Raw genomic sequence first — 24,244 nt, forward strand, 5'->3', positions numbered from 1 at the left:
ATGTCACACGATACTTCCGCCCGCTTCGCCTTCGTACGTGCCCGCTGGCACGCAGAGATCGTGGATCGGGCCCTGACGGGCTTTGCCGAAATCATCCCGGCTTCGGCCACGGAGGTTTTCGACGTGCCCGGTGCCTTCGAACTACCGTTGATGGCACAGAAGCTCGCCCGAAGCGGGCGGTATGACGCCATCGCCTGCGCCGCGCTGGTGGTGGACGGGGGCATATACCGCCATGATTTCGTGGCACAGGCCGTCGTGGACGGGCTGATGCGCGTGGGCCTCGATACCGGGATACCCGTGCTTTCCGTCTCGCTGACGCCGCATCAGTTTCAGGACACCGCGCACCACCGGGCGATCTATGCCGAACATTTCGTGGAAAAGGGCCGCGAAGCCGCGCATGCGGCGCTCGGTATTATCGGCGCGGGCCGGAAAGCCGCCTGATCATCCCAGGTAGACCCGCAGGGCGGGCGGCGGATCGTTCAGCAGATCCGCCGCCGACATCGGCGCCTCTGCCCTGCCGTCCGCCACGAAAATCGCTTCCTCCGCGATGCGGCGCACGTCTTCGGGGGAATGGGTGATCATCAGCAACCCGGCGCCGGTTTCCGCTACCAGATTTTCGACGAGATCCAGCATCTCCGCGCGCAGTGCGGGGCCTAGTGCGGCAAAAGGTTCATCGAGCAGGACCCAGGGCCGCGCCTGCACTAAAACCCGGGCAAGCGCGGCGCGGCTTTGCTGGCCCCCCGATAGTGCGGCAGGCAGTTTTTCCGCGTGGTCGCCAAGCTGTACCCGGGCGAGCGCCGCCGCGACCAGCTCTTCATCCTCCGCCGTCAGGCGCAGATTGGGGCGCAGGCCCAGCCCGACGTTCTGGCGCAGGGTCAGATGCGGGAAAAGGTTGTTGTCCTGAAACAGCATGGTCATCGGGCGCTGACCCGGCGGATCTGCCGTGATGTCGCGCCCTTTCACCCGGACAGAGCCGCCTGCGACAGGAAGAAAACCGCAGATCGCGTTCAGCAACGAAGATTTCCCCGCCCCCGAGGGGCCGATGACGGCGTAGCGCCTGCCCTCTCTCAGGGCCATGGTCGCCCGCAATTCGAACGTGCCGAGGCGGATCAGCAACTCTTCAAGTTCCAGCATGATGCCAGCGCCCTCCCCTGTCGAAGACCCAGAATACCAGCAGCGCGAGGCTGAGCAGGATCAGCGCCGCCCCCGCGGCGGCCTCCATCCGGTAGGCTCCCATCAGGCGATACATCTGCAAGGGCAAAGTGGCGCGATCCGGGTCGGCAAAGAGGGCGATGACGCCAAGATCGCCTACCGACAACGCCGCGGCAAGCCCCGCCGCGAATCCGAGCCGGGGGCGCAGGCGGGGCAGGATCAGCCAACGCCAGAGCGCCCAACCGCTGAGCCCGAGCGTTGCCGCAAGTCGACCATAGTCCCGCAGGACATCACGTATCCCCGGAACGAGGCTGCGCAGGGCGAAGGGCAACGCCATCATGGCGTTGACCAGCGCGGTCACGGGAAGCGCCAAAGCCTGTGGATCGGCCCATGGATTGATCAGGATGAACCAGCCGGTGCCGATCATCAGGGGCGATGCCGAAAGACCCAGCAGCCCGATCGCTTCGACCCGGCCACGCCCGCGCCCCGCGATCCAGCCCGCCATGGGCAAGGCCAACGCCATCAGCAATGCAACGCTGAGCATGGCAACCCAGAGCGATGTGGCCGCCGCCTGCCAGACAGACGCCGGAACCTGCGCCAGCCCGGCGACGCCGCGCAGCACCACGGCAAGGATCGGCCCGAGCAGGAACAGCAAGGCGAGCAGGATCGAGACACCGTCCGCGAACCTTTGCGTTCCGCCGCGCGCATCCCACCGCTGTAGGGGCCTGTCCAGCCCCGCGTCGGGCGAGACGGAAGGCAGCAACCCCAGTGCAAGCACCGCCGCACCGCCCGCCAGAACAAGCTGCAGTAGGCTAAGCATCGCGGCGCGGCCCAGATCGAAATCGAAGCGGAACGCCTGATAAATAGCCAGTTCGATCGTCGTGGCGCGCGGACCGCCACCCAACGTCAGCGCAACCGCGAAACTGGTGAGGCAGATGACGAAAATGAGTGCGAAAACGCCGGGCACGACCTGTTTCAAAAGCGGCCATTCGACAGCACGGAACAGCGCACGCGGCGCAAGATCCAGTTGCGCAACAAGGCGGAACCGTTCCGACGGTACGGATTGCCAGGCTTGCAGCAGCAAGCGCGTCGCAAGCGGCAGGTTAAAGAAGACGTGGGCCAGCACCACCCCGTGCAACCCGTAGATCGACAGGCCCGGCAACCCGAGCAGGTCGAGCCCCGCATTGACCCATCCCGACCTTCCGAACACCACGAGCAACCCCAACACCGCCACGATCACCGGCAAGATGAAGGGTGCGCCCAGCAGGGTCACGACCAGCCCGCGACCGGGAAACCGCCGCCGGGCCAACGCGCGCGCCACCGGCACCGCCAGAACGACCGAGATTGCCGCCGACAGCAAAGCCTGAAGTATCGTGAAACGGATCGCGGCCCAATCGCTCGTTGACAGCCCGCCTGCTATTTCCGCCCGGCTGAGGACACCGGCAAACGCCGCCAGTATGGCCGCGACGACAAGCGCCGCCGCGGCCATACCCGATCTGGGGCTTATCGGGACAGCGCCGCAAGCCATTCCTGCAACGCTTCGTCACGCAGGGTCGGCACGGCCTCCGTTTGGATCAACAGCGCCTTTTCGGGTTCGACCAGCGTTTCGAAACCCTCCGGCAAGCCGCCTTCGGGCATCACGGCGGGATACATCCAGTTGGTCGTGGGAAGGATGGACTGCGCCGCGTCGGAAACCATGAACCGCAGGAATTGCTCTGCGAGGTCCGGCCTATCGCTTGCTGCCAGTCGGCCAGCGACCTCGATCTGCATGTAATGCCCTTCGTCGAAGACGGCGGCCGCCTTGCTCGAATCCTCCTCGGCAATGAGGTGATAGGCGGGAGAGGTCGTGTAGCTCAGCACCATGTCGGCCTCGCCTTCGAGGAAGAGGCCATAAGCCTCCGACCAGCCTTTGGTTACGGTGACGATATTGTCGGCCAGCCCTTCCCAGATCGCGGGCGCCTCATCCCCGTAAGCCTGCTTCACCCACATCAGCAGCCCCAGCCCCGGAGTAGAGGAGCGCGGATCCTGAATGACGATCTTCAGGTCGCTGTCGGCCAGCGCGCGGAAGTTCGCGGGGGCATCGAGCGTATCTTCGTGGACAAAGGCGAAATAACCCCAGTCATAGGGCACGAAAACCTCGTCGTCCCAGGCTATCGGCAGATCGTACTGGGCGCTGACATCGCTTTCCTGGAAAAGCCCCGTCTCTTTCGCGGCAGCAATCAGGCTGGTGTCCAGCCCCAGGACGACATCGGCATCCGTGCGGGCGCCTTCCAGCTTCAGGCGGGCCAGAAGCGCTGCACCGTCCCCCATGCCGACGAAATTCAGATCGCAGCCGCATTCTTCTTCGAAGGCTTTCTCGATCGCGGGGCCGGGGCCCCAGTCCGCCACAAAACTGTCGTATGTATAGACCGTGAGTTCAGGTGCCTGGGCGTAGGCCGCCGAGGCTCCAGCAAGGCCCGCTGCAAGTGCAAGATACTTCATCGCATCCTCCTTTTGCGGCGAAAGGGTGTAAGGTGGATGGATGTCCAGACCTTCCCTCCGCCGGTGCTAACCGGTTCAGGTTCAACGGGTCCGCGCATCACGCACATCTCAGCCTTTCGGCCCCCCGAGGTACTGCGAGAGGTAATATGAGTGAGACCAACAGGCAACAGTATTAATGAAACTTCGGCAGATGGGGCGAGATCGGCACCCTGCGCCCTACATGTGAATAGACAGCCCACCGTCGGGCCAATGATTAATGAGGAACCGATTATGAAAAGCCACTTCCTGTATCTTTCCACCGCCGCCCTTCTGGTTGGAACCGGCGTCAGCGCCCAGCAATTCCAGTACGACGGCACGACCCTGGGTCTGTCTTACAGCGCCAACACCTTCGGTAGCGGAGGGGGCGAAGAGCCGCGTGTCTCCGCGCTCACCGCGGTGTCCTACGGCAATTTCGGGGCCGAGGCCTATCTTGCCTACTCGAAAGAGAATTATCAGAACGCTGACTTTTTCGAGACCAACACAGCCGGGTTGCGCTTTCTCTACAGCTTTTCTGACGCTTTCGCCGTCGGCATCTACGGGCAGTACAACACGCGGGATCGCGAACCCTTCCTCGTGGGCTTCACCGGACCGGGCAACAACAATACCTCCCACGGGGGGATCGAAATGCGCGGGGATTATCGCGGTTTCGATTACGTCGGATATTTCGGTGCGAGCAACGAAAAGAACACCGGCGGGGAAGACTGGTATTCCACTGGCCTGCACGTGGGTCGGGACTTCTCCAACGGTCTGAACCTCTTTGCAGAGGTGCAGTACGACAACTACCAGGAAACCACGACCACCATCGAAGACGATGTGACGGCGGTAAAGCTCGGCATGACCTATGACATCGGCAGCGCCCTGCCTTCGATCAACCGCCCGATCTATCTGAAGACGGAAGTGGGCCGCCTGCATTCGGACCTGCTGGACGAGACATGGACGCAAGGCAACATCACGGTCAGCATTCCGCTGGGTCGCGATGCCCCCGAGCCGCCTGCTTTCCGCGGCAAGCGTTCGCTGGCAACGGAATCGCCCAGCCTCTGACATCGCGCCCCGCTTCCTGCGGCCCTTGGCAAGCCGGAGGCGGGGCAGTATGCCGTTCAACGAAATCGGAGAACGCGCATGAGCCTCAACAGTTTCGGGCATCTTTACCGGGTCACCACGTGGGGCGAGAGCCACGGCCCGGCCATCGGGGCGACCGTGGATGGCTGCCCCCCCGGCGTGCCGATCGATGAAGGCATGATCCAGCACTGGCTGGACCGTCGCAAACCCGGGCAAAATAAGTACACCACTCAACGGCGGGAAGCCGATGCCGTGCGAATCCTGTCGGGCACGTTCGAAGGCGTCACCACCGGCACCCCCGTGCAGCTGCTGATCGAGAACACCGATCAGCGCAGCAAGGACTACGGCGACATCAAGGACAAGTTTCGCCCCGGCCACGCCGATATCACCTATTACCAGAAATACGGTATCCGCGATTATCGCGGCGGCGGTCGGTCTTCGGCGCGCGAAACCGCCAGCAGGGTTGCCGCGGGCGGGCTGGCGCGCGAAGCGATCCGCGCCATGGTCCCCGACATGCAGATCACCGGCTACATGGTGCAGATGGGGCCGCACAAGATCGACCGCGACGCCTTCGACTGGAACGAGATCGAGCGGAACCCGTTCTGGGTGCCGGACGCTGGCGCGGCCTCTGACTGGGCCGAATACCTCGACGGCCTGCGCAAATCCGGAAGCAGTGTCGGCGCGATCATCGAAGTGGTGGCACGGGGTGTGCCCGTCGGCCTCGGCGCGCCGGTCTATGGCAAGCTGGATACCGATCTGGCCGCCGCAATGATGAGCATCAATGCCGTCAAGGGCGTGGAAATCGGCGAAGGTATGTCTGCCGCCATGCTCACCGGCGAATCGAACGCTGACGAGATCTCCATGGGCCCCAACGGGCCGGTCTACTCGTCGAACCACGCGGGCGGGATACTCGGCGGTATCAGCACCGGGCAGGACATTGTGTTGCGTTTCGCGGTCAAGCCCACGTCGAGCATACTGACCACCCGGAAGACGATCACCAAGACAGGCGAGGATACAGAGATCATCACCAAAGGTCGCCACGATCCTTGCGTCGGCATCCGCGCCGTTCCGGTGGGTGAGGCGATGATGGCCTGTGTTCTGCTGGACCACCTGCTGCTGCACCGCGGGCAGATCGGCCAGAATCGCGGCGTGATCGGACCGGAAGCCTGATGCGAAAACCCCTCCTGTGAAGGTAGAGGATTTCTCCGCCCGGCCCGCACTTGGCGTCGGCCTCAAGGTGCTGGCGATCTTTCTGTTCACCACCATGTCCGCGCTCATCAAGGCCACGGCGGACGATGTCCCGGCGGGCGAAGCCGTTTTCTTCCGCTCGTTCTTTGCCATCCCCGTCATTCTGATCTGGCTCATCCAGCGGGGGCAATTGTCCCACGGGTTGAAGCCGGTCAGCCCGATGGGTCACGTCTGGCGCGGCCTGTTCGGCACGACCGCGATGGGGCTTACCTTCATGGGCCTTGGCCTGCTCCCCCTGCCGGAGGTTACGGCGATCGGTTTTGCCACTCCGATTTTCACGGTCGCGCTCGCCGCCGTCCTTCTGGGAGAGAAAATCCGCCTGATCCGTGTGACGGCGGTGGGGATGGGGCTGCTGGGCGTGATGATCATCCTCTGGCCGCGTTTCACCAGCATCGGGACGATGGAACAGACCGCCACCATCGGTGCCCTGCTGATCCTCATCGCGACGATGATGCGCAGCCTCGTGCAGATCCATATCCGCCAGCTGGTGCAAACCGAACATACCGCTGCCATCGTGTTCTACTTTTCCGTCACCGCATCCCTGCTGTCCCTGCTGACCATTCCCTTCGGCTGGGTTGTGCCGGATGCGGAAACGGTTGCCCTGCTGATCACCGCCGGGCTGATCGGCGGTGTGGCGCAGATACTCGTCACCTCGGCCTATCGCTATGGCTCCGCCTCCATGCTTGCGCCCTACGATTATACCTCGATGCTCTTCGCCATCGTCATCGGCTATGTCTTCTTCGGGGAATTGCCCACGATGGTCATGCTGGCGGGGGCATCGCTTGTGATTATCGCCGGGGCCCTCGTCATCCTGCGCGAACGTCAGCTTGGTCTGGAACGGGGCAAGGTGCGGTCGGTGACCGATCCCAAGGCCTGATGCTTTACCCCGGCGACAGGGGGCTTATGGTGCCCCGGAGAAACAAGGGAGCCGCAGCATGTCCGACAAGACCCAACCCGACGACCACAAACAAAAGATGCAGGAACGTCAGGCAGAACAGCGCCTCAAGGTAGCGCAGCTGGAAGACCCAGAAAAAGGCCTGGTGCTGGTTCATACCGGGGCCGGCAAGGGGAAATCCTCCAGCGCCTTCGGCGTGGTGATCCGCGCACTGGGCTGGAAACAGACCGTGGGCGTCGTGCAGTTCATCAAGGGTAAGTGGAAAACCGGCGAACGGCTGTTCTTCGAACGGGCCGGCGGGGTGACATGGCACACCATGGGGGACGGCTTCACATGGGATACGCAGGACAAGGAACGCGACATCTCCGCCGCCAAGGCCGCTTTCGCCAAGGGGCGGGAGATGATGGAGAGCGGCGACTATGATCTGGTCGTGCTGGACGAGATCAACATCGCAATGCGCTATGACTATCTGTCTACGGAAGAAGTGATCGCCGCGCTCGACGCCCGCGACCCGCGCACCGGGGTGGTGCTGACGGGGCGGGACGCAAAGCCCGCGCTTTGCGACTACGCGGACCTCGTGACCGAAATGACAGAGGTCAAACACCCCTTCAAAGCGGGCATAAAGGCGCAAAAGGGCGTGGATTACTGAACATGGCAGAGCCGGAAGCCGACACGCAAAAGGTTGCATTGATCACAGGTGCGGCACGGGGCATCGGGCTGGCCACGGCGAAGCTCTTTCTTGCCGAAGGCTGGCGCGTGGCGTTGCTGGACCGCGACGCGGAGGAACTGGAGACGGCCTGCGCCGAACTCGGGCCGGACACGCTCGCGCTGGTGCGCGACATTTCCAACCCGCAGGATGCGCCCGCCGCCCTGCGCGATGTACTGGAAAGGTTCGGGCGGCTGGACACACTGGTGAACAATGCGGGCGTCGCCGACTTCGGACCGATCGATGAAACGGATTTCGACCGCTGGCGGCGTGTCATGGAAACCAACCTCGACGGGACCTTCCTGATGTCGCAGGCTGCCCTGCCCGCATTGAAGGAAAGCCGAGGCGCATTGGTCAATATCGCCTCCATCTCGGGGCTGCGCGCCTCCACCCTGCGGGTGGCCTATGGCACGTCGAAGGCCGCTGTCATCCAACTGACGAAACAGCAGGCTGCTGAACTAGGTGAGTTCGGCATCCGCGCGAACTGCGTCTGCCCGGGGCCGGTGCGCACCAAGCTCGCCATGGCGGTACACAGCCCCGAGATCATCGCCGCTTATCATGACGCGATTCCGCTGAACCGCTATGGCAGCGAGAGCGAGATCGCGGAAGTCATCGTCTTTCTCTGCAGCCCCCGCGCAAGCTATGTGACGGGCCAAGTCATCGCGGCGGACGGTGGTTTCGAAAGTACCGGGGTCGGCCTTCCCGCCCTGCGAAACTGAGGACCGCAAAGCGGACTGGCCAGATCGGGGAATCGTGTTAGCCTGCCCTCTCCAAGGGAGGATTTCACATGAACATTAAACCTGTTATCGCCGCCGCTTTTGTCTTGGGACTGGGCGCCGCACCTGCCTTTGCGCAGGACTGCAAGAATTCCCAATGGGGGGCCGAGGATACGATCGGATCGGCCAACCTCGTCACCCCGGAACGCACGCTTGAGGCCACAAAGCTGATCAAGCAGGGCAAATCGATGCCGTTGGGCATCGCGATCGGGCCGGATACACCCGCCTTCCCGCCCCGCTCGCTCAACCTTCAGGTGGTGCAGCCCAATCAGCAGGGGGGCCAGAAACTTTCAGGCTTCGGCTATGAAGGGAACTACAACGACGACCTTTTGCAGACATGGATCGGCATCGGATCACAGCTCGATGGTCTGGGCCATCTGGGGGAGAACGGGCATTATTATAACTGCCTCGACGAAAAGGAAATCAGCGCCATCACCGGTCTGACAAAGCTCGGCACGCATGCGGTGCCGCCGCTGGTGGGCCGGGGCGTGATCCTCGACATGGCCGCGCAGGCGGGCGTGGAGGTCATGGAAGCAGGCCAGAGCTTCGGCTCCGAAGAGATCAAGGCCGCCGCAGAAGCGCAGAACGTCGAACTGCGCGAGGGTGACATCGTTCTGTTCTATACCGGCTGGACCGACGGCATGCTGGAAAGCAACCCGGCCCTCTGGGGCCAAGCCGAGCCGGGCCTCACCAACGAGGGAGCGGTCTACATGGCGTCGCTGAACCCGATTGCCGTCGGGGCCGATACATGGGGGCTGGACGCCGTGCCGCCGGCCGAAGGTGACAAGGTGTTCTACGGCCATGTCACGCTCCTGAAGGAAAACGGGATCTATATCCTCGAGACGATGAACGTGGGCCCGCTGCTGGAGGAAGGTGTGAACGAGTTCATGTTCGTACTGGGGCAGCCACGGATCATCGGATCGGTTCAGGCGATGATCAATCCGGTGGCCTTGTATTGAGCGACCCCGGTACTGAAGACAGAAGGCCGGGCGATGATCGCCCGGCCTTTTGGTTTCTTGTCTTACCGGATTTGCCCGCCTCTGCCCTTGTTCGCAGCGGCAATCGCGGGAGCCTCCGGCGGGGATTTTCCGCCATTTGGAAGCGGGCGGCGGGATCGCCGCCCGAGAGGTGATTTCAGGTGCGGACCAGCTTTTCGTAGCTTTCCGAGATGTCGCGGGTCATGGAACCCACCTCGAAGTTGTAGTCGCCGATCTGGCCCACGGGCGTAACCTCGGCGGCGGTGCCGGTCAGCCAACACTGTTCGAAACCTTCCAGTTCTTCGGGCATGATATGGCGTTCGTGTACCTTGATCTGCTTGTCCCGCAGCATGCCGATCACCGTCTGGCGGGTGATCCCATTGAGGAAGCAGTCCGGATCGGGGGTATGCACCTCGCCATCCTTGACGAAGAAGATGTTGGCGCCGGTCGCTTCGGCCACGTAGCCGCGGTAATCGAACATCATGGCATCCGAACAACCCTTTGCCTCTGCGGCGTGCTTGGACATCGTGCAGATCATGTAGAGGCCCGCGGCCTTCGCGTGGGAGGGGATCGTTTCCGGCGAGGGGCGCTTCCACTTGGAGATGTCGAGCTTGGCGCCTTTCATCTTGGCGTCGCCGTAGTATGCACCCCATTCCCAGGCGGCGATTGCCAGCCGGACCGGGTTGCGCGCCGAAGCCACGCCCATGTCCTCGCCCGCGCCGCGCCATGCGATTGCGCGCACATAGGCATCCTGCAGGCCCGAAGCTTGCAGAACCTCGAGCTTGGCCGCCTCGATTTCGTCAACCGTGTAGGGGATTTCAAAGTCGATCATCTGGGCCGAGCGCTTGAGCCGTTCGGAATGTTCGCGGCTCTTGAAAATCTTGCCGCCATAGGCCCGTTCACCTTCGAAGACGGAAGAGGCATAGTGCAGGGCGTGGGTCAGGATATGGACGTTGGCCTCGCGCCAGTCGACCATCTTGCCATCCATCCAGATGTATCCGTCCCGATCATTATATGCGCCTGCCATGTCGTTTCCTTCCCAAATTACATGGTATGTATTGCAATAGTTGCGCAAAAGGGCGCGCAAATATCATTTTATTTCCCATTTCCCCCGATTCGATAGCCTTTCGCCCTTGGAATGTCAACAAGGCTGACATAAACTGCGCCTGACTGCGACGAGAGGTGATTTATGGCGGACGGGCGGGCGCTTTCCATCAACAGCGGCGAGAATCTGCTGTTTCTCACCGACGAACAGTTGCGCCAGGGCATCGAGGCGATGTTCTTTGCCTACCGGGGTTTTACCGCCGATCCCGATCGCATTCTCGACGATCTTGCCTATGGGCGCGCGCATCACCGGGCGATCCATTTCATCAACCGCGCCCCCGGCACGACAGTTAATAATCTGCTCAACCTGCTGGGCGTCACCAAGCAATCGCTCAACCGTGTGTTGCGCACATTGATCTCAGATGGTCTGGTGCAAAGCAGGATCGGTAAGAACGACAAGCGGGAAAGGCACCTTTATTTGACGGACAAGGGACGGGAATTGGAGCAGACCCTGTCGGACGCCCAGCGTGCGCGGATGCGCGCCGCCTACAGAGAGGCGGGGCCCGAAGCGGTAGCGGGATTCCGCACCGTACTCGAAGCGATGATGGACAGCGAAATGCGCCGGAGCTTTCAGCGCCTCAAGGAAACCGGCGCGTGAGCGATTTCGAATCCCACCTGCTGATCGTGGATGACGACGAACGCATTCGCACTCTGCTCAAGAAATTTCTGGTTCGGCAGGGGTTCCTCGTGACGGCGGCGCGTGATGCGGCCCATGCGCGGCGCATTCTCGCCGGGCTGGATTTCGACCTGATCGTGCTCGACGTCATGATGCCCGGAGAGGACGGCATGGCGCTGACCTCCTCCCTCCGGCAGACGATGCAGACGCCGATCCTGCTTTTGACGGCGCGGGGAGAAACCAACAGCCGGATCGAAGGCCTCGAAGCCGGGGCGGACGACTATCTGCCGAAACCCTTCGAACCCAAGGAACTGCTGCTGAGGATCAATGCCATCCTGCGCCGCATGCCCGATACCTTCACACAGGAAAGCGCCCCCAAGGTGCTGTCGCTTGGTCCGATCCGGTATGACCTCGAACGGGGTGAGATGTGGCAGGGCGATGAACTGGTGCGGCTCACCGCGACCGAGGTGCACCTGATGAAGATTTTCGCGGCGCAGCCGGGCGTCGCGCTCAGCCGGTCGAAGCTGGTGGAAGAACTGGGGCGGGACCGGGGGCAGGCGCAGGAACGCGCCGTCGACGTACAGATCACCCGACTGCGCCGGAAGATCGAAAACAACCCCAAACAGCCCCGCTACCTGCAGACGGTCCGCGGTGCGGGCTACATGCTCGCCCCCGACTGACGTCGCATTCCTGCCCGAAACCCTGCGCCCCTCTCTGGCGGGGCGGTTCCCGACCCGTTAGAGTGCGGTCGAACCAGAGACAGGATAACAACATGTCGGACACCCCTGTAGAGGAAATGAGCTTCGAGGCCGCGATGGCCGAACTTGAAAAGGTTCTGGCGCAGCTCGAACGTGGCGAAGTGGCACTGGACGAAAGCATCGCGCTCTATGAACGCGGTGCCAAGCTGAAGGCGCGCTGCGAAAAGACGCTGAAGGACGCCGAAGAGAAGGTCGCAGCGATCACGCTCGATCAGGATGGCAACCCCAAGGGCACCACGCCGGTCGAAGGCCTTTGATGCACCGCCAAGCGCTCGACGATGCCGCGACGGCGATCCAGACCTATTTCGATACTCTCTTCGACGAACTGCCCGACCAGCCGGTCACTAAGGCGATGCGCTACGCGCTCGAAGGTGGGAAGGCCATGCGGGGAACCCTTGTGCTGGAAGGGGCCCGACTGCATGGCGTCGACCGCCGGCATGCCCTGCCCGCTGCCGCCGCCATCGAAGCAATTCACGCCTATAGTCTGATCCATGATGACCTGCCGGCCATGGACGATGATGACCTGCGCCGTGGACGCCCCACCGTACACCGCGCCTGGGACGAAGCGACAGCGATCCTCGCCGGGGATGCCCTGCAGGCATTGGGGTTCGAACTGGCGCTGCGTACAGGCCCCCCCGACGTGGCAGTTGCCTTGACAAGCGCCCTTGCCTCCGCCGCCGGAGCGCGCGGCATGGTGCTGGGGCAGGCGCTGGACATCGCCGCCGAAACCGCAGGCAGCCCCCTTTCGCTGGAGGAGATCATCGATCTGCAGCAAGGAAAAACAGGCGCGCTTATAATCTGGGCAGCTACTGCGGGGCCGATCCTTGCAGGGGCCGATCCCGAACCCCTGCGCAGATGCGGTGCGGCAATCGGGCTGGCTTTTCAGATCGCCGATGACATACTGGATGTCGAAGGTTGCGCGGACACGGCTGGCAAGCGCCTTCAGAAAGATGCGGCCGCGGGCAAGGCGACCTTTGTTTCCCTGCTCGGGCTGGACGGCGCGAAGGCCCGGGCCGAAGCACTGGTGGACGAAGCGCTCGCCGCTCTCGCGCCATATGACGACAAGGCGGATCCATTGCGGGCGCTGGCGCGTTTCGTTATTGCGCGCAAAAGCTGAGCCGCCGACAGGAAGGCCGAGATGACAGAAACACCCCTGCTGAACCGCATCCGGCGTCCTGCCGATCTGAAAGATCTATCCGATGCGCAGCTGCACCAGCTTGCGGCTGAACTACGCGCGGAAACGATTTCCGCCGTTTCGGTAACGGGCGGACACCTCGGAGCCGGGCTGGGTGTTGTTGAATTGACGGTGGCGCTGCATGCGGTCTTTGACACGCCCCGGGACAAGCTGATCTGGGATGTGAGCCATCAGTGCTATCCCCACAAGATCCTGACCGAACGGCGGGACCGTATTCGTACCCTGCGCATGAAGGACGGGCTGAGCGGCTTCACCAAACGCAGCGAAAGCCCTTACGATCCCTTCGGCGCGGCCCATTCCTCCACCTCGATCAGCGCGGCGCTCGGCTTTGCCGTGGCCCGGGATCTGGGCGGCGACGTGCCCGAGGGGCTGGGGGATGCCATCGCGGTGATCGGCGACGGCGCGATGAGCGCGGGCATGGCATACGAGGCGATGAACAACGCCGGTCATCTGGGCCGCCGCCTGATCGTCATTCTGAACGACAATGAAATGTCGATCGCGCCGCCTGTCGGGGCAATGTCCTCCTATCTCAGCCGGCTCTACGCCGAAAAACCGTTTCAGGACTTTCGCGCGGCCGCCAAAGGCGCCGTCAGCATGCTGCCCGAACCTTTCCGCCTTGGGGCGAAGCGGGCAAAAGACGTGCTGAAGGGCATGGCGGTGGGCGGTACCTTGTTCGAACAGCTTGGATTTTCCTATGTGGGCCCCATCGACGGGCATGACCTGAACCAGTTGCTGCCGGTTCTGCGCACGGTAAAGGACCGCGCCAACGGTCCCATTCTCATCCATGTTGTGACGAAAAAGGGCAAAGGTTACGCCCCGGCTGAAGAAGCGCTGGACCGCGGTCACGCGACCGCCAAGTTCGACCTGGTGACCGGGAAGCAAAAGAAGGCCCCTTCCAACGCGCCCAGCTATACCCGCGTCTTCGCCGACAGCCTGCTGGCAGAGGCGGCGGAAGATGACCGGATCTGCGCCGTGACCGCGGCGATGCCGGACGGCACCGGGCTCAACCTCTTTGCCGAACGCTATCCGTCGCGCTGTTTCGATGTCGGTATCGCCGAACAGCACGGCGTCACCTTTTCCGCCGGGTTGGCGGCAGGCGGGATGAAACCTTTCTGCGCCATCTATTCGACCTTCCTTCAGCGCGGCTACGATCAGGTGGTGCATGACGTGGCGATCCAGCGCCTTCCGGTCCGCTTCGCCATAGACCGCGCGGGGCTTGTGGGGGCCGACGGGGCCACCCATGCGGGGGCCTTTGATGTCGCCTTTCTGGCCAACCTGCCCGGCTTCGTCGTGATGGCGGCTGCCGATGAGGCGGAGTTGCGGCATATGGTTGCTACCGCCGCTGCCTATGACGACGGCCCCATCGCATTCCGCTTTCCCCGCGGCGAGGGCGAGGGGGTCGAGCTTCCGGCTCGCGGTGTTCCGTTGGAGATCGGCAAGGGGCGCGTGATCGAAAAGGGCGCGCGCGTGGCGATCCTGTCTTTCGGCACCCGGTTGGGGGAGGTCCGCAAGGCCGCCGAGGCACTGCGGGCCCGCGGGATCAGCCCCACGATCGCGGATGCCCGTTTTGCCAAACCGCTCGACCGGGAGATGATCCTCGACCTTGCGGCGAAACACGAGGCGCTCATTACCGTTGAGGAAGGCGCCGTCGGTGGCTTCGGCAGCCATGTGGCTCAATTGCTCGCGGATGAAGGCGTCTTTGACGAAGGGTTGCGCTACCGTTCCATGGTCCTGCCGGATATCTTTATCGATCAGGCCAGCCCTGCCGATATGTATGAAGCGGCGGGCATGAATGCGGCACAGATCGAAGCGAAAGTGCTCGATGTGCTGGGGATTTCGCGCATCGATGCGCAGCGGGCCTAGAGCAGGAACCAAAGCCCCGCCGATGCTGTGATCACCACACCTGCATAGCCCAGAAGAACATAAAGGCCGTCGCGGGTGAAAAGCCCGAAGGATAGCAGCGCGACCACCGCCGCCCCGATAGATGAAACCATCGGCAAGACCTCCAGCAGGGGCCAGCCGATGGGGATCACCGTGCAGGCAAGCAATGTCAGGCTGCGTGCCGGTCCGACGGTCAGATACCGCAACCGCGAATGGGAGTGCCGATCGACGAAGGCGCAGGGCCGCCGCATCCATTCCACCGCCTTCAGCAGGCGCTTCGATGCGATCTCCCTCCGCAAAAGGAAGCCGGGCAGCCAGAGCCTCCGCCGCCCGACCAAGGCTTGGGTGGAAAGCAGGATGATCAGCGCAGCCGCGATGGTGGGCACACCGGGGATCCCCGACAGGGGCGAAACCAGCATCAGCGCGATCAGCAGGATGAAGGGCGTGATCGCCCGGTCACCGAATTCATGCAGCACATCGTCGACCGAAACCGTGTCCTGCCGGGCGGCGTGCTCCATCCCGTCGAGCAGATGGTTCAGGGTCCGGTCCTCATCCACCACGAGGGGTCACTCCGCCTCGCGGTCGCGCAGGGCCGCCAGCCCGCTGCGGTAATCGGGATAGGCGGGCGACCAACCGAGTTCGGCCTTGGCCCGGTCATTCCGCACCTTCTTGCTCTCGGCATAGAAACTGCGGGCCATGGGGGTCATATCGGCCTGCTCGAAGGGAATGGCGGGCGGGACGGGGCGGCCCAGCAGTTCCGCTGCATGGGCAATCACATCCTCTGGCGGGGCCGGATCGTCGTCGCAGAGGTTATAGATCGCACCGGGGTTCGGGGCCGCGATGGAAAGCTCCAATGCCTTGGCGATATCCTCGACGTGGATGCGCGAAAAGACCTGACCTTTCTTGATGATCCTGCGCGCCGTCCCCTCGCGCACCTTGGAGAAGGGCCCCCTGCCCGGCCCGTAGATTCCCGCAAGCCGGAAAATGTGCAGGGGCAATCCCGGAATCGCCCGCCACGCGGCCTCAGCCTCCACCCGGGCCTTTCCCCGCCGCGTGGAAGGGGCAAGCGGTGTGTCCTCGTCCACCCAGTCGCCGCCGTGATCGCCATAAACGCCGGTTGTCGACAGGTAGCCGGCCCAGCGCAAATCCGGTGCCATCGCCGCGATTTCCTCGCGCAGCGCGTTCAGTACCGGGTCCCCATCAGGCCCCGGCCCGGCAGAGATGAGCAGGTGGGACGCCACCTTCAAAAGCGGCTCCACGTCCGTTCCGGGCCATAGAACGGGTTCAACGCCCGCCGCGGCAATCTCCGCCTGCCGCTCGGGCTTGCGCGTCGTCCCGAAAATACGCCAACCCTGCGGCACCAGCCGGTGCGCCAGCGCCTGCGCGCTGTAGCCATGACCGAAGGAGAGTAACGTCTTTTCCATCGCCGGATGGTGGACCGCCCGCGCGCCGGTCGCAAGGGCGCAAGCTCGGCTCAGAGCGCGGATAAATCGATTTTGGCGGCGTCCGGCACCAGCGCGTTGATCTGGCGCAAATGCTCGGGCAGACAGCGTGTGAGAAAATCGTAATTCTCCACAACATGCGCCCGCGCCGCCGCGCCGATACCCGCGTATTTTTCCGGAGCGGCCAAGACTTGAACGACCTGCGCCGCCACGGCTGTCGGATCGAAATAGTCAGCCAGCAGCCCTGTTTCGCCATGCCGAATGACCTCCCGAACTGGGGCCACATCGGACCCGACGACAACCGCGCCCATCGACATCGCCTCCAGCAGGGACCACGAGAGGACGAATGGCATCGTCAGGTGAACGTGGCAGCGGCTCACCCGAAGCAGGGTGCAATAATCGTCATAGGGTACCCGCCCGAGGAAATGTACGCGGTCGTAGTCGATGCTGTCGCCCAGTTCCGCCTGCATCTCGCCACGCAGCCCCATCGGATGGCGCGATTTCGCCCCGTACGAAGTCTCGCTGCCCCCGACGATCACCACCCGGGCCTGCGGCCTTTCCCGCAGGATATCCGGCAAGGCACGCATGAACATGTGAAATCCCCGCGTCCGTTCGAGGTTTCGCGCGACGAACGTCACAACCTCGTCCCCGCGCGTGAGGGGCCGGTCCAGCCGTTTCAGCTTCAGGCTGGCTTTTGGATCGGGCCGCAACAGGTCCGTACGAATACCGTCATGACAGACATAAAGCTTTTCATGAAAGCTCTCGGGGAACCTGTCCCTCTGCCAGTGGGTCGGGCTCACCCCCCGGTCCACGACTTCGATGTTCACCAGTGGCACGGTATTGCGCGCCTGAAGCGTGAAGGCGACATCGGGAGAGGAAGGCTCCTCAGGGTCGAACCCGACGGAGCCGCCGGTGGGCCGATAGAAATATTCGAAATACCCGATGATCGGCACCTGCGGCCAGACCTGCCGCAGAAAGGAAAGCTCCCCCCAGCCGACATGGCCCAGTACGATGTCGGGGCGAAAACCTTCCTGCTCCAGCGCCTGCGTCGCGCGGGCGACCCCCATACCGGCGCTCGCCGCCTCTTCCCAGACGCGGGAAAGCGCATAGGACTTGGGGGAAGGCCGGTGATGCACCGCATAAACGCGCGCCTCGACGCCGGGAATGTCCGGGGGTGCCTTCCGCTGGGTGAGAAAGACGATCCGATGCTGCCCGCGCGCCCCCAGCCATTGGGCAAGTTCCTTGTACTGCCCCGGCATGTTCTGGTGGACGAAAAGGATGTTCACTCTGCCGCCACCCCCGCCAACCTGCGCATCGGGAGGAGCAGGTTCACTTGCCCTTCCAGACAGGGTCGCGTTTTTCAGCGAAGGCCCGCGCCCCTTCGAGCTGATCTTCCGAAGCATAGAGCTGGTCCACCGTGCGAAGCTGCCGCCGGGTGATGCGGTTCATCATGGTCTGAAATTTCGCGTCTTCAGCTTCGCGCACGATCTCCTTGATCGCGGCATAGACAAGCGGCGGGCCGGAAGCCAGCAAACGCGCCTGCTCCCACACCCGGTCCATCAGCTTTTCCGCCGGGACGATCTCGTTCACCAGCCCCCAGCCTTTGGCTTCCTCGGCATCGAACCAGCGCCCCGTCAAAAGCAGCTCCATCGCGATGTGATAGGGGATGCGCTTGGGCAGCTTGACGCTGGCGGCATCGGCCACCGTCCCCGACCGAATTTCCGGCAAGGCGAATGTCGCGTGATCGGCGGCGATGATCATGTCGGCAGAAAGCGCCAACTCCAGCCCCCCGCCGCAGGCGATCCCGTTGACAGCGGCAATCACCGGCTTGTTGAGGTCGCGCAGCTCCTGCAGGCCGCCGAACCCTCCAACGCCATAGTCGCCATCCACCGCGTCCCCGTCGGCGGCGGCCTTCAGATCCCACCCGGGGCAAAAGAACTTGTCCCCCGCGCCTCGAATGATCGCAACGCGCAGCGCATCGTCGTCACGAAAGGCAGCAAAGACATCCCCCATCCGGCGAGAGGTCTGCAGATCGATGGCATTGGCCTTCGGCCGGTCGAGCGTAACTTCGAGGATACCGTCCTCGCTTCTGGTGGTGATCGGGTCCAAATCAACCTTCCTTTCTGGTTCTGCGGATCAACGCATCCACCGCAATCGCTCCGTCCGGCCTGCAGATCAGCGGATTGATCTCAACCTCTCCGATCGATTGCGGCTGTGCAACTACATAGGCCTGCACGGCCATGACCGTATCGCAGATGGCGTCGAGATCCGCCGCAGGCTTGCCCCGATACCCGCTCAGCAGCGGCGCGGTGCGAAGTCGCGCCAATGCCGCGCGCACGCTGTCCCTGCGGACAGGCAGCAAAAGTGAGGTCGTATCGCGCCACAGCTCGGTCAGAACGCCACCCGTCCCCAGCGTCAGGACGAAGCCATGGGCCGGGTCCCGCGTGATACCGATGAGCAGTTCGGCCACGCCGCCCGTTGCCATCTCCTCAACGAGGTATCCGCCGGCCCCCATATCGGCGGCTGCGGATGCGATATTCTGTGCCGGGATGCCCAGCGCGACCGCGCCCGCCTCGGTCTTATGGGCAAAGCCGGTTCCCTTGACGACGAGCGGGCCGGTCAACGCAGCGGCGCGCTTGCCTGCGTCTTCCGGCGTATCGGCGGTGATCCCGCGCGGTATCCGTACCCCAAATCCCGCCAGTTCCGCCTTTGCATCGGCCTCGGAAAGGGTCGTGAGTTCGCCGTGCAACTCTGCCCATAACGGTGCCTCGTCTTCGGGGCGGGTCTGCATCGCCGCCGCTTCCGCCGCCGCGAGCGCCTCGCTCAGCCCACAAAGCGGAACGACGCCGCCCGCCAGAAGCCGCCGGGCGACATCGGGGGGCATCAGTTCGGGCAGGGTCGAAACGACAGCGACCGCCCGCCCCGTGCGCGCCCTGACAGCCAGCGCGGCCTCGGTAGCGCATTCCCAGTCCTGCGCATCGGTATGCGGATAGTCGACGATCAGCAGGGTCAGCCCGATGTGGGGGGCGGCCATGGCGGCCCAGGCCTCGGCCATCCTGGCGGCATCGCGCCAAATATAGGTGTTGTAGTCCAACGGGTTGGAGAGCGCGACCATAGGCCCCAAGACATCCGAAAGTGTGTCACGCTGCGTAGTGGTGAGCGGCGGAAAGGTCAGCGAGCGGCCAACCGCCCCGTCCGCCGCAAGGCTTGCCTCCCCGCCGGAGCAGGAGACCGAAGAGAGTGTCGCCGAAGGCAGCCGTCCCACGGTGTGGAATATCTTCAGTGTCTCCAGCAGGGTGGGCAGATCGCGCACCCGAGGAATGGCGAGCCGCTCCAGCAAGGCCCCCGCCCCCGCGTCGCCCCCGGCCAACGATGCCGTGTGGGAGACGGTCGCCTGCCGCGCCTGATCCGAAAGCCCGACTTTCAGCGCCACAAGCGGTACGCCGCGTTCCGCTGCCTTCAACACCAGCCGATGCCAAAGAGCCGTGTCCCCGAACCCTTCTATATGCAGACCGATCGCCGTGACACGCGGGTCGTCGAGCAGAGCCTCTGCGATTTCCGCCTGACGTGTCTGCGCCATGTTTCCGCATGTCACCGCATAGGCAATCGGCAATCCCCGCCGCTGCATCGTCAGGTTTATCGCGATGTTCGATGACTGGGTCAGGATCGCCACCCCCCGGTCCACTCGGGTACATCCGTGCTGATCGGGCCACAGAAGCGCCCCGTCCAGCGCATTCACGAAACCATAGCAGTTGGGTCCGAGGATGGGCATTTCCCCCGCCGCCGCGACAAGCTCGGCCTGAAGGTCCGCGGCACCCGCGTCCTCCGCCAGCGCTTCGGAAAAACCGGAAGCGAAACAAACAGCGCCCCCCGCCCCCATGGCCGACAGGGCGCGCACCATTTCGATGCTGGCTCTGCGGTTCACGCCGACGAATACCGCGTCGGGAACCGCCGGCAATTCGGCAAGGCTGCGAACGGGCGCGATCCCCTCGACGCTCTCCGCCTTCGGATGAACGATGTCGATCTCGCCGGCAAAGCCCATCAATCGCGATTGCCGCACGATCTGCGCGCCCCAGGCCCCGCCCCCCACGACAGCGATGCGCCGCGGGCGAAACAGACGATCCAGACTACGCATGACCGCCCCCGGCGGGCCCGAAGATTGCCACACCCCGCGCCGCCAGCAGCGGACCATACCATGTCCTGGTCCACCCCCTGCCGACCGAGGGAGGCAGGGGGCTTCTCACGATGCGGCCAACGGCGCTTCCGCCTGTACCGCCATTCCAGTCTGGCTGCCGAAAGCTTGAGAAAGGATTAACCCCGATCCGCGCCCTCCCCTTCTCATGATCCGAAATACTTCGGGGGGCGGCGCCCTGGCGCCGGGGGGCTGGCCCCCCGCCTGCCGCTTGCGTCAGATGCAGCCGCCGATCAGGCACCGAGCGCCCGCAGAAGATCGCGGCTGATGATATGGCGCTGGATTTCGCTGGTGCCGTCCCAGATCCGTTCGACCCGCGCATCGCGCCAGAACCGTTCCAGCGGATAATCGTCCATCAGGCCCATGCCGCCATGCAACTGGATCGCCGCATCCGTCACCCGCGCCAGCATCTCCGACGCATAGAGCTTCGCCGAAGCGATTTCCCGGTTCGCCGGGAGCTGTCTGTCCAACCTGTCGGCCGCCGCGAGCGTCAGAAGATCCGCAGCGTCGATCTCTGTGATCATGTCGGCCAGCTGAAAGCTGACCCCCTGGAACTTGCCGATTTTCTGGCCGAACTGCTCCCGCGTGGCGGCGTAGTCCAGCGCATAATCGAACACCCGGCGCGCCCGACCCACGGACATGGCGGCCACCGTGATCCGGGTGGCATAGAGCCATGTGTTCATCACCTCGAAGCCGCCATCGACCTCGCCCAGAACCTGCGCATCCGGCACGCGACAGTCATCGAACTCGAGGATCATGTTCTTGTAGCCGCGGTGACTGACCGATTTGTAACCTTCGCGGATGGTGAAGCCCGGGGTGCCCCGGTCTACCAGAAAGGCGGTAATGCGCTTTTTCGGCCCTTTCGGTGTCTCGTCTTCGCCGGTTGCGATGAAGACGATGATGAAATCCGCATGATCCGCACCCGAGATGAAGTGTTTGGTGCCGTTGACCACCCAGTCGCCGCCATCTCTTGTCGCCGCGCATTTCATGCCGCGAACATCCGACCCCGCACCGGGTTCGGTCATGGCCAGCGCATCCATCCGCTCCCCCTGCACGGCGGGGAGAAGGTAGCGTTCGACCTGCTCGCCCTCGCAGGCCATCAGGATGTTCTGGGGTCGCCCGAAGAAATGGTTGAGCGCCATGGACCCGCGCCCCAATTCCCGCTCCACCAGCGCGAACTCCAGATGGTTGAGCCCCGCGCCGCCGACGCTTTCGGGGAAGTTGCAGGCATAAAAGCCAACCTCGATGGTCTTGCGCTTGATCTCCTCGGCAATCTCCTGCGGCACCTCGCCCGTCCGTTCGACCAGTTCCTCATGGGGATAGATCTCCTTTTCGACGAAACGGCGCACCGTCTCGGCAATCATGAGGTTCTCTTCGGTCAGCCCGTATATCATGCGGTTTTCCTTTCGGCGCAGGGCGGTGCCCGCGTTCTGTCTGCCTGCTTTGCAGCGGTTTTATGCGGCGTAATCCGCGCCTTCGGAGTCGAGGATCGCCTTCAGCTCAGCTAGGTGCCGGGTATCCTGTTCCGGGTAAGCCTCCAGTTCGCGGGCGGTCTTTTCGGCGATCTCATCGGGAATACGCCGCAACGGCTGCCCGGTCTGGAGAGCGCGGATATAGGTCTCCGCCGCGCGCTCGAAGTAATAGAGCCGGTTGAACGTATCCGCGACGCTGTCCCCGATCACGAGGATCCCGTGGCTGCCCATCACCATCACTTTCTTGCGCGGATCGGTTAGCAGCGCGGCACAGCGCGCGCCCTCGTCCTCGAAGGCCAGCCCGCCGTAGTGCTCGTCGATCACGATGCGGTCGTAGAACGTACAGCAGTTCTGATCGATCGGCGGCAGGCGGCTGTCCTGCAGGCAGGCAAGCACCGTGGCGTGGATAGAATGGACATGCATGACGCATCGCGCATGGGGGCAGGCCCGGTGCACCCCGCCATGGAGGCCCCAGGCCGTCGGATCCGGCGCATCGGGGCCTTTCAGCGTTTCCGGGTCCTCGGCATCCACCAGCAGCAGATCGCTCGCCTTGATACGGGCGAAATGCATCTGGTTGGGATTCATCAGAAACCTCGTGCCGGCGTCATTAACGGCGAGCGAGAAGTGGTTGGCCACCCCTTCGTGCATGTCGAGCCGGGCTGTCCAGCGAAACGCCGCCGCCAGATCGACCCGCTCGGGCCAGTGTTCCATGTTATGTCGCTGATCCATCGCGCGCTCCCTTGATGGCCTCAGCGTCGCGCAGCGCGGGCTCGTTTGACCAACGAAAAAATCTGCACCGCGCCATAAGCTGTGCTAATGGATAAGTTATGACAGGCGACAGGCTCCCCCCGTTGAACTGGCTCCGCAGTTTTGAGGCTGCGGCGCGGCATCTGTCCTTCACCGGTGCGGCGGGGGATCTGAATATGACGCAAAGCGCCGTCAGCCAGCAGATCAAGTCTCTCGAAGCGCATCTGGGCCGACCGCTCTTTTACCGCAGAACCCGCGCGCTGGAGCTGACCCAGACCGGCATTTCCTATCTTCCGGTCGTGCGGGATGCCTTCCGCACATTGCGACAGGGGACGCGCGCGATTACCCGGCAAACGGAAGACGTGCTACGCGTTCAATGCAACCTGACTTTCTGCATCCAGTGGCTCGCCCCGCGGCTGGCGCGGTTTCGCGCCCTGCATCCCGACATCCAGCTCGATATCTCGACAGAGCTGTGGGAGCCGCGAAACATGGCCGAAGGGGCTGATCTGGAAATCCGCTATTCGGTGCGCCCGTCTGACAGCGTCGGGGCGGAACCGCTCCACCGCGACCATTACTATCCGGTCTGCGCGCCGGGCTACGCTGTCAGCCTTACGGAGCTTGCCGCCCATCCTCTTTACGATTGTTCCAGCATGCTCGGCACTTGGGCCGTCTGGGCAGAGGAACAGGGGCTTCACTGGCCGGATCCGCCAGTCACCTATGCCACGACCTATTCTGTGCCGCTTGCCGTCGCGATGCACGGCGGGGGGCTGGCGTTGGCACATGACGCCATCGCAGCCGATGCTATCGCCCGCGGAATGCTGGTGGCCCCCTTCGCGCATCGCTCGCTCATGCAGGAAACCTACTACCTCATCCGCTCCCCTCAGGCGCAGACCATGCAAAGCGCGCAGATCTTCGCCGCGTGGCTGAAAGCCGAGGTCACGGCGTTTCAGAGCGATCCGCGCGGAATGCATCCGTATCAACTATGAACCAGCCGGCTCAGCCCTCGACGCGGTTGCCCTCAGCATCGATCAGCAGGGATCCGTCTTCCTTGGTATAGGGTCCCGCAGGCCATTCCGGCAGCAGATCGAGCACCGCCTCCGACGGGCGGCAAAGCCGAACGCCGCGCGGACAGGCCACGATCGGCCGATTGACCAGCACAGGATGTTCCACCATCGCGTCGAGCAGAGCGTCGTCGCTCACATTCTCGTCCAGCAGGCCGAGGTCCGCAGCCGGGCTCTTGGTCGTGCGCAGGGCAGTGCGCGGTGTCAGTTCAGCCGCCGCGAACAGGGCAAGCAATTGCGGACGTGTCCAGCCGGTTTCGAGATAGGGAACGACCGTCGGCTCATATCCCGCGTCACGGATGATCTGCAGGACATTGCGGGACGTGCCGCAAGCCGGATTGTGAAAGATGACGATATCCATACGCTTCTTCTGCACGCCCCGTGTAACAGTTTCAAGAAACCCTTCGCATGGCCCGTTCCGAAGAATGGCGGGGACCCCCTTG

The 24,244-nt window shown here is 63.6% G+C and carries 25 protein-coding genes and 1 riboswitch; of the genes, 13 read left to right on the top strand and 12 right to left on the bottom strand.

The genetic code is table 11. The features are described 5' to 3' along the window. Entirely contained in the window at nucleotides 1-441 is a 441-nt protein-coding gene (locus A3728_RS06405; protein ID WP_067921292.1) for a 6,7-dimethyl-8-ribityllumazine synthase, read from the top strand. Here the strand turns inward: A3728_RS06405 and A3728_RS06410 are convergent, their stop codons facing one another. The 3 genes from A3728_RS06410 to thiB are packed head-to-tail and all read right to left on the bottom strand — an operon-like array spanning nucleotide 442 to nucleotide 3,633. Beyond that, nucleotides 442-1,134 carry a thiamine ABC transporter ATP-binding protein gene (locus A3728_RS06410; protein WP_067921294.1) on the bottom strand — a complete coding sequence of 231 codons (693 nt, stop codon included), beginning with the start codon at nucleotides 1,132-1,134 and terminating at the stop codon, nucleotides 442-444. Next, nucleotides 1,121-2,680 carry a thiamine/thiamine pyrophosphate ABC transporter permease ThiP gene (locus tag A3728_RS06415; RefSeq protein WP_067921296.1) on the bottom strand — a complete coding sequence of 520 codons (1,560 nt, stop codon included), beginning with the start codon at nucleotides 2,678-2,680 and terminating at the stop codon, nucleotides 1,121-1,123. The genes A3728_RS06410 and A3728_RS06415 overlap by 14 nt, the downstream gene beginning before the upstream one ends. Continuing rightward, complete coding sequence (gene thiB / locus A3728_RS06420; protein ID WP_067921298.1) at nucleotides 2,656-3,633, bottom strand: thiamine ABC transporter substrate binding subunit; 978 nt, start codon at nucleotides 3,631-3,633, stop codon at nucleotides 2,656-2,658. Before thiB ends, A3728_RS06415 begins: the two co-directional genes overlap by 25 nt. A 35-nt stretch (nucleotides 3,634-3,668) precedes the next feature. Then, nucleotides 3,669-3,770: riboswitch (TPP riboswitch) on the bottom strand. A 133-nt stretch (nucleotides 3,771-3,903) separates the two neighbouring features. Between thiB and A3728_RS06425 the strand changes: the two genes are divergently transcribed. From A3728_RS06425 to A3728_RS06450, 6 genes are all read left to right on the top strand, one after another. Continuing rightward, the gene (locus A3728_RS06425) at nucleotides 3,904-4,713 is read left to right on the top strand and encodes a hypothetical protein (protein WP_067921300.1); all 810 of its coding nucleotides are present in this window, start codon (nucleotides 3,904-3,906) and stop codon (nucleotides 4,711-4,713) included. A 78-nt stretch (nucleotides 4,714-4,791) separates the two neighbouring features. Beyond that, nucleotides 4,792-5,901 carry a chorismate synthase gene (gene aroC, locus A3728_RS06430; protein ID WP_067921302.1) on the top strand — a complete coding sequence of 370 codons (1,110 nt, stop codon included), beginning with the start codon at nucleotides 4,792-4,794 and terminating at the stop codon, nucleotides 5,899-5,901. Between the two features lie 16 nt (nucleotides 5,902-5,917). Next, nucleotides 5,918-6,856, top strand: coding sequence for a DMT family transporter (locus A3728_RS06435; RefSeq protein ID WP_067921304.1), 939 nt, complete (start codon nucleotides 5,918-5,920; stop codon nucleotides 6,854-6,856). Between the two features lie 58 nt (nucleotides 6,857-6,914). After that, entirely contained in the window at nucleotides 6,915-7,523 is a 609-nt protein-coding gene (cobO, locus tag A3728_RS06440; protein ID WP_067921306.1) for a cob(I)yrinic acid a,c-diamide adenosyltransferase, read from the top strand. Between the two features lie 2 nt (nucleotides 7,524-7,525). Then, nucleotides 7,526-8,299, top strand: coding sequence for an SDR family NAD(P)-dependent oxidoreductase (locus tag A3728_RS06445; protein ID WP_067921308.1), 774 nt, complete (start codon nucleotides 7,526-7,528; stop codon nucleotides 8,297-8,299). A 68-nt stretch (nucleotides 8,300-8,367) separates the two neighbouring features. Beyond that, nucleotides 8,368-9,315 carry a cyclase family protein gene (locus A3728_RS06450; RefSeq protein ID WP_067921310.1) on the top strand — a complete coding sequence of 316 codons (948 nt, stop codon included), beginning with the start codon at nucleotides 8,368-8,370 and terminating at the stop codon, nucleotides 9,313-9,315. A 175-nt stretch (nucleotides 9,316-9,490) separates the two neighbouring features. Here the strand turns inward: A3728_RS06450 and A3728_RS06455 are convergent, their stop codons facing one another. Then, on the bottom strand, nucleotides 9,491-10,360 hold the full coding sequence (locus tag A3728_RS06455) for a branched-chain amino acid aminotransferase (RefSeq protein ID WP_067921312.1): 870 nt from the start codon (nucleotides 10,358-10,360) through the stop codon (nucleotides 9,491-9,493). A gap of 162 nt (nucleotides 10,361-10,522) precedes the next feature. Here A3728_RS06455 and A3728_RS06460 point away from each other — a divergent pair, with 162 nt between their 5' ends. From A3728_RS06460 to dxs, 5 genes are all read left to right on the top strand, one after another. Beyond that, nucleotides 10,523-11,035: a MarR family winged helix-turn-helix transcriptional regulator gene (locus tag A3728_RS06460; protein WP_067921314.1), complete on the top strand. Its 513-nt coding sequence runs from the start codon at nucleotides 10,523-10,525 to the stop codon at nucleotides 11,033-11,035. After that, the gene (locus tag A3728_RS06465) at nucleotides 11,032-11,733 is read left to right on the top strand and encodes a response regulator (RefSeq protein ID WP_067921316.1); all 702 of its coding nucleotides are present in this window, start codon (nucleotides 11,032-11,034) and stop codon (nucleotides 11,731-11,733) included. The genes A3728_RS06460 and A3728_RS06465 overlap by 4 nt, the downstream gene beginning before the upstream one ends. A gap of 92 nt (nucleotides 11,734-11,825) precedes the next feature. Beyond that, nucleotides 11,826-12,068, top strand: coding sequence for an exodeoxyribonuclease VII small subunit (locus A3728_RS06470; protein ID WP_067921318.1), 243 nt, complete (start codon nucleotides 11,826-11,828; stop codon nucleotides 12,066-12,068). Further along, the gene (locus tag A3728_RS06475; protein ID WP_067921320.1) at nucleotides 12,068-12,928 is read left to right on the top strand and encodes a polyprenyl synthetase family protein; all 861 of its coding nucleotides are present in this window, start codon (nucleotides 12,068-12,070) and stop codon (nucleotides 12,926-12,928) included. The genes A3728_RS06470 and A3728_RS06475 overlap by 1 nt, the downstream gene beginning before the upstream one ends. Before the next feature lie 21 nt (nucleotides 12,929-12,949). Further along, complete coding sequence (gene dxs, locus A3728_RS06480) at nucleotides 12,950-14,869, top strand: 1-deoxy-D-xylulose-5-phosphate synthase (RefSeq protein WP_067921322.1); 1,920 nt, start codon at nucleotides 12,950-12,952, stop codon at nucleotides 14,867-14,869. Here dxs and A3728_RS06485 read toward each other — a convergent pair. The 7 genes from A3728_RS06485 to A3728_RS06515 all read right to left on the bottom strand — a co-directional run bounded on the left by A3728_RS06485 (nucleotide 14,866) and on the right by A3728_RS06515 (nucleotide 22,722). Continuing rightward, nucleotides 14,866-15,444, bottom strand: coding sequence for an exopolysaccharide biosynthesis protein (locus A3728_RS06485; RefSeq protein WP_236630419.1), 579 nt, complete (start codon nucleotides 15,442-15,444; stop codon nucleotides 14,866-14,868). The genes dxs and A3728_RS06485 overlap by 4 nt on opposite strands. Nucleotides 15,445-15,453: 9 nt before the next feature. Beyond that, a complete protein-coding gene (locus tag A3728_RS06490) occupies nucleotides 15,454-16,311 on the bottom strand; it encodes an SDR family oxidoreductase (protein ID WP_067921324.1) in 858 nt (285 codons plus the stop codon). Nucleotides 16,312-16,361: 50 nt separating this feature from the next. After that, on the bottom strand, nucleotides 16,362-17,615 hold the full coding sequence (locus tag A3728_RS06495) for a glycosyltransferase family 4 protein (RefSeq protein WP_067921326.1): 1,254 nt from the start codon (nucleotides 17,613-17,615) through the stop codon (nucleotides 16,362-16,364). A 43-nt stretch (nucleotides 17,616-17,658) separates the two neighbouring features. Beyond that, on the bottom strand, nucleotides 17,659-18,438 hold the full coding sequence (locus tag A3728_RS06500) for a carnitinyl-CoA dehydratase (protein WP_067921328.1): 780 nt from the start codon (nucleotides 18,436-18,438) through the stop codon (nucleotides 17,659-17,661). Nucleotide 18,439: 1 nt separating this feature from the next. Continuing rightward, on the bottom strand, nucleotides 18,440-20,464 hold the full coding sequence (locus A3728_RS06505) for an acetate--CoA ligase family protein (RefSeq protein ID WP_067921382.1): 2,025 nt from the start codon (nucleotides 20,462-20,464) through the stop codon (nucleotides 18,440-18,442). Nucleotides 20,465-20,754: 290 nt separating this feature from the next. Continuing rightward, nucleotides 20,755-21,915 (bottom strand): acyl-CoA dehydrogenase family protein, encoded by a 1,161-nt coding sequence (locus tag A3728_RS06510; protein WP_067921330.1) that lies wholly within the window; start codon nucleotides 21,913-21,915, stop codon nucleotides 20,755-20,757. Nucleotides 21,916-21,975: 60 nt separating this feature from the next. Next, on the bottom strand, nucleotides 21,976-22,722 hold the full coding sequence (locus A3728_RS06515; RefSeq protein WP_067921331.1) for a class II aldolase and adducin N-terminal domain-containing protein: 747 nt from the start codon (nucleotides 22,720-22,722) through the stop codon (nucleotides 21,976-21,978). A 122-nt stretch (nucleotides 22,723-22,844) separates the two neighbouring features. Here A3728_RS06515 and A3728_RS06520 point away from each other — a divergent pair, with 122 nt between their 5' ends. After that, nucleotides 22,845-23,726, top strand: coding sequence for a LysR substrate-binding domain-containing protein (locus tag A3728_RS06520; RefSeq protein WP_330220263.1), 882 nt, complete (start codon nucleotides 22,845-22,847; stop codon nucleotides 23,724-23,726). A 10-nt stretch (nucleotides 23,727-23,736) separates the two neighbouring features. Here A3728_RS06520 and arsC read toward each other — a convergent pair whose 3' ends face one another. Beyond that, nucleotides 23,737-24,162: an arsenate reductase (glutaredoxin) gene (gene arsC / locus A3728_RS06525; protein WP_067921334.1), complete on the bottom strand. Its 426-nt coding sequence runs from the start codon at nucleotides 24,160-24,162 to the stop codon at nucleotides 23,737-23,739. Between the last annotated feature and the right edge of the window lie 82 nt (nucleotides 24,163-24,244).

It is taken from the genome of Sulfitobacter sp. HI0040 (assembly GCF_001634885.1).
Classification (GTDB): Bacteria; Pseudomonadota; Alphaproteobacteria; order Rhodobacterales; family Rhodobacteraceae; genus Sulfitobacter.

Excerpts from the sequence above, each read along its gene's own strand:
- A3728_RS06405 (WP_067921292.1), top strand. The coding sequence starts at position 1 with ATGTCACACGATACTTCCGCCCGCTTCGCCTTCGTACGTGCCCGCTGG.
- A3728_RS06410 (WP_067921294.1), bottom strand. The coding sequence starts at position 1,134 with ATGCTGGAACTTGAAGAGTTGCTGATCCGCCTCGGCACGTTCGAATTG.
- A3728_RS06415 (WP_067921296.1), bottom strand. The coding sequence starts at position 2,680 with ATGGCTTGCGGCGCTGTCCCGATAAGCCCCAGATCGGGTATGGCCGCG.
- thiB (WP_067921298.1), bottom strand. The coding sequence starts at position 3,633 with ATGAAGTATCTTGCACTTGCAGCGGGCCTTGCTGGAGCCTCGGCGGCC.
- A3728_RS06425 (WP_067921300.1), top strand. The coding sequence starts at position 3,904 with ATGAAAAGCCACTTCCTGTATCTTTCCACCGCCGCCCTTCTGGTTGGA.
- aroC (WP_067921302.1), top strand. The coding sequence starts at position 4,792 with ATGAGCCTCAACAGTTTCGGGCATCTTTACCGGGTCACCACGTGGGGC.
- cobO (WP_067921306.1), top strand. The coding sequence starts at position 6,915 with ATGTCCGACAAGACCCAACCCGACGACCACAAACAAAAGATGCAGGAA.
- A3728_RS06445 (WP_067921308.1), top strand. The coding sequence starts at position 7,526 with ATGGCAGAGCCGGAAGCCGACACGCAAAAGGTTGCATTGATCACAGGT.
- A3728_RS06450 (WP_067921310.1), top strand. The coding sequence starts at position 8,368 with ATGAACATTAAACCTGTTATCGCCGCCGCTTTTGTCTTGGGACTGGGC.
- A3728_RS06455 (WP_067921312.1), bottom strand. The coding sequence starts at position 10,360 with ATGGCAGGCGCATATAATGATCGGGACGGATACATCTGGATGGATGGC.
- A3728_RS06460 (WP_067921314.1), top strand. The coding sequence starts at position 10,523 with ATGGCGGACGGGCGGGCGCTTTCCATCAACAGCGGCGAGAATCTGCTG.
- A3728_RS06470 (WP_067921318.1), top strand. The coding sequence starts at position 11,826 with ATGTCGGACACCCCTGTAGAGGAAATGAGCTTCGAGGCCGCGATGGCC.
- A3728_RS06475 (WP_067921320.1), top strand. The coding sequence starts at position 12,068 with ATGCACCGCCAAGCGCTCGACGATGCCGCGACGGCGATCCAGACCTAT.
- dxs (WP_067921322.1), top strand. The coding sequence starts at position 12,950 with ATGACAGAAACACCCCTGCTGAACCGCATCCGGCGTCCTGCCGATCTG.
- A3728_RS06490 (WP_067921324.1), bottom strand. The coding sequence starts at position 16,311 with ATGGAAAAGACGTTACTCTCCTTCGGTCATGGCTACAGCGCGCAGGCG.
- A3728_RS06505 (WP_067921382.1), bottom strand. The coding sequence starts at position 20,464 with ATGCGTAGTCTGGATCGTCTGTTTCGCCCGCGGCGCATCGCTGTCGTG.
- A3728_RS06510 (WP_067921330.1), bottom strand. The coding sequence starts at position 21,915 with ATGATATACGGGCTGACCGAAGAGAACCTCATGATTGCCGAGACGGTG.
- A3728_RS06515 (WP_067921331.1), bottom strand. The coding sequence starts at position 22,722 with ATGGATCAGCGACATAACATGGAACACTGGCCCGAGCGGGTCGATCTG.
- arsC (WP_067921334.1), bottom strand. The coding sequence starts at position 24,162 with ATGGATATCGTCATCTTTCACAATCCGGCTTGCGGCACGTCCCGCAAT.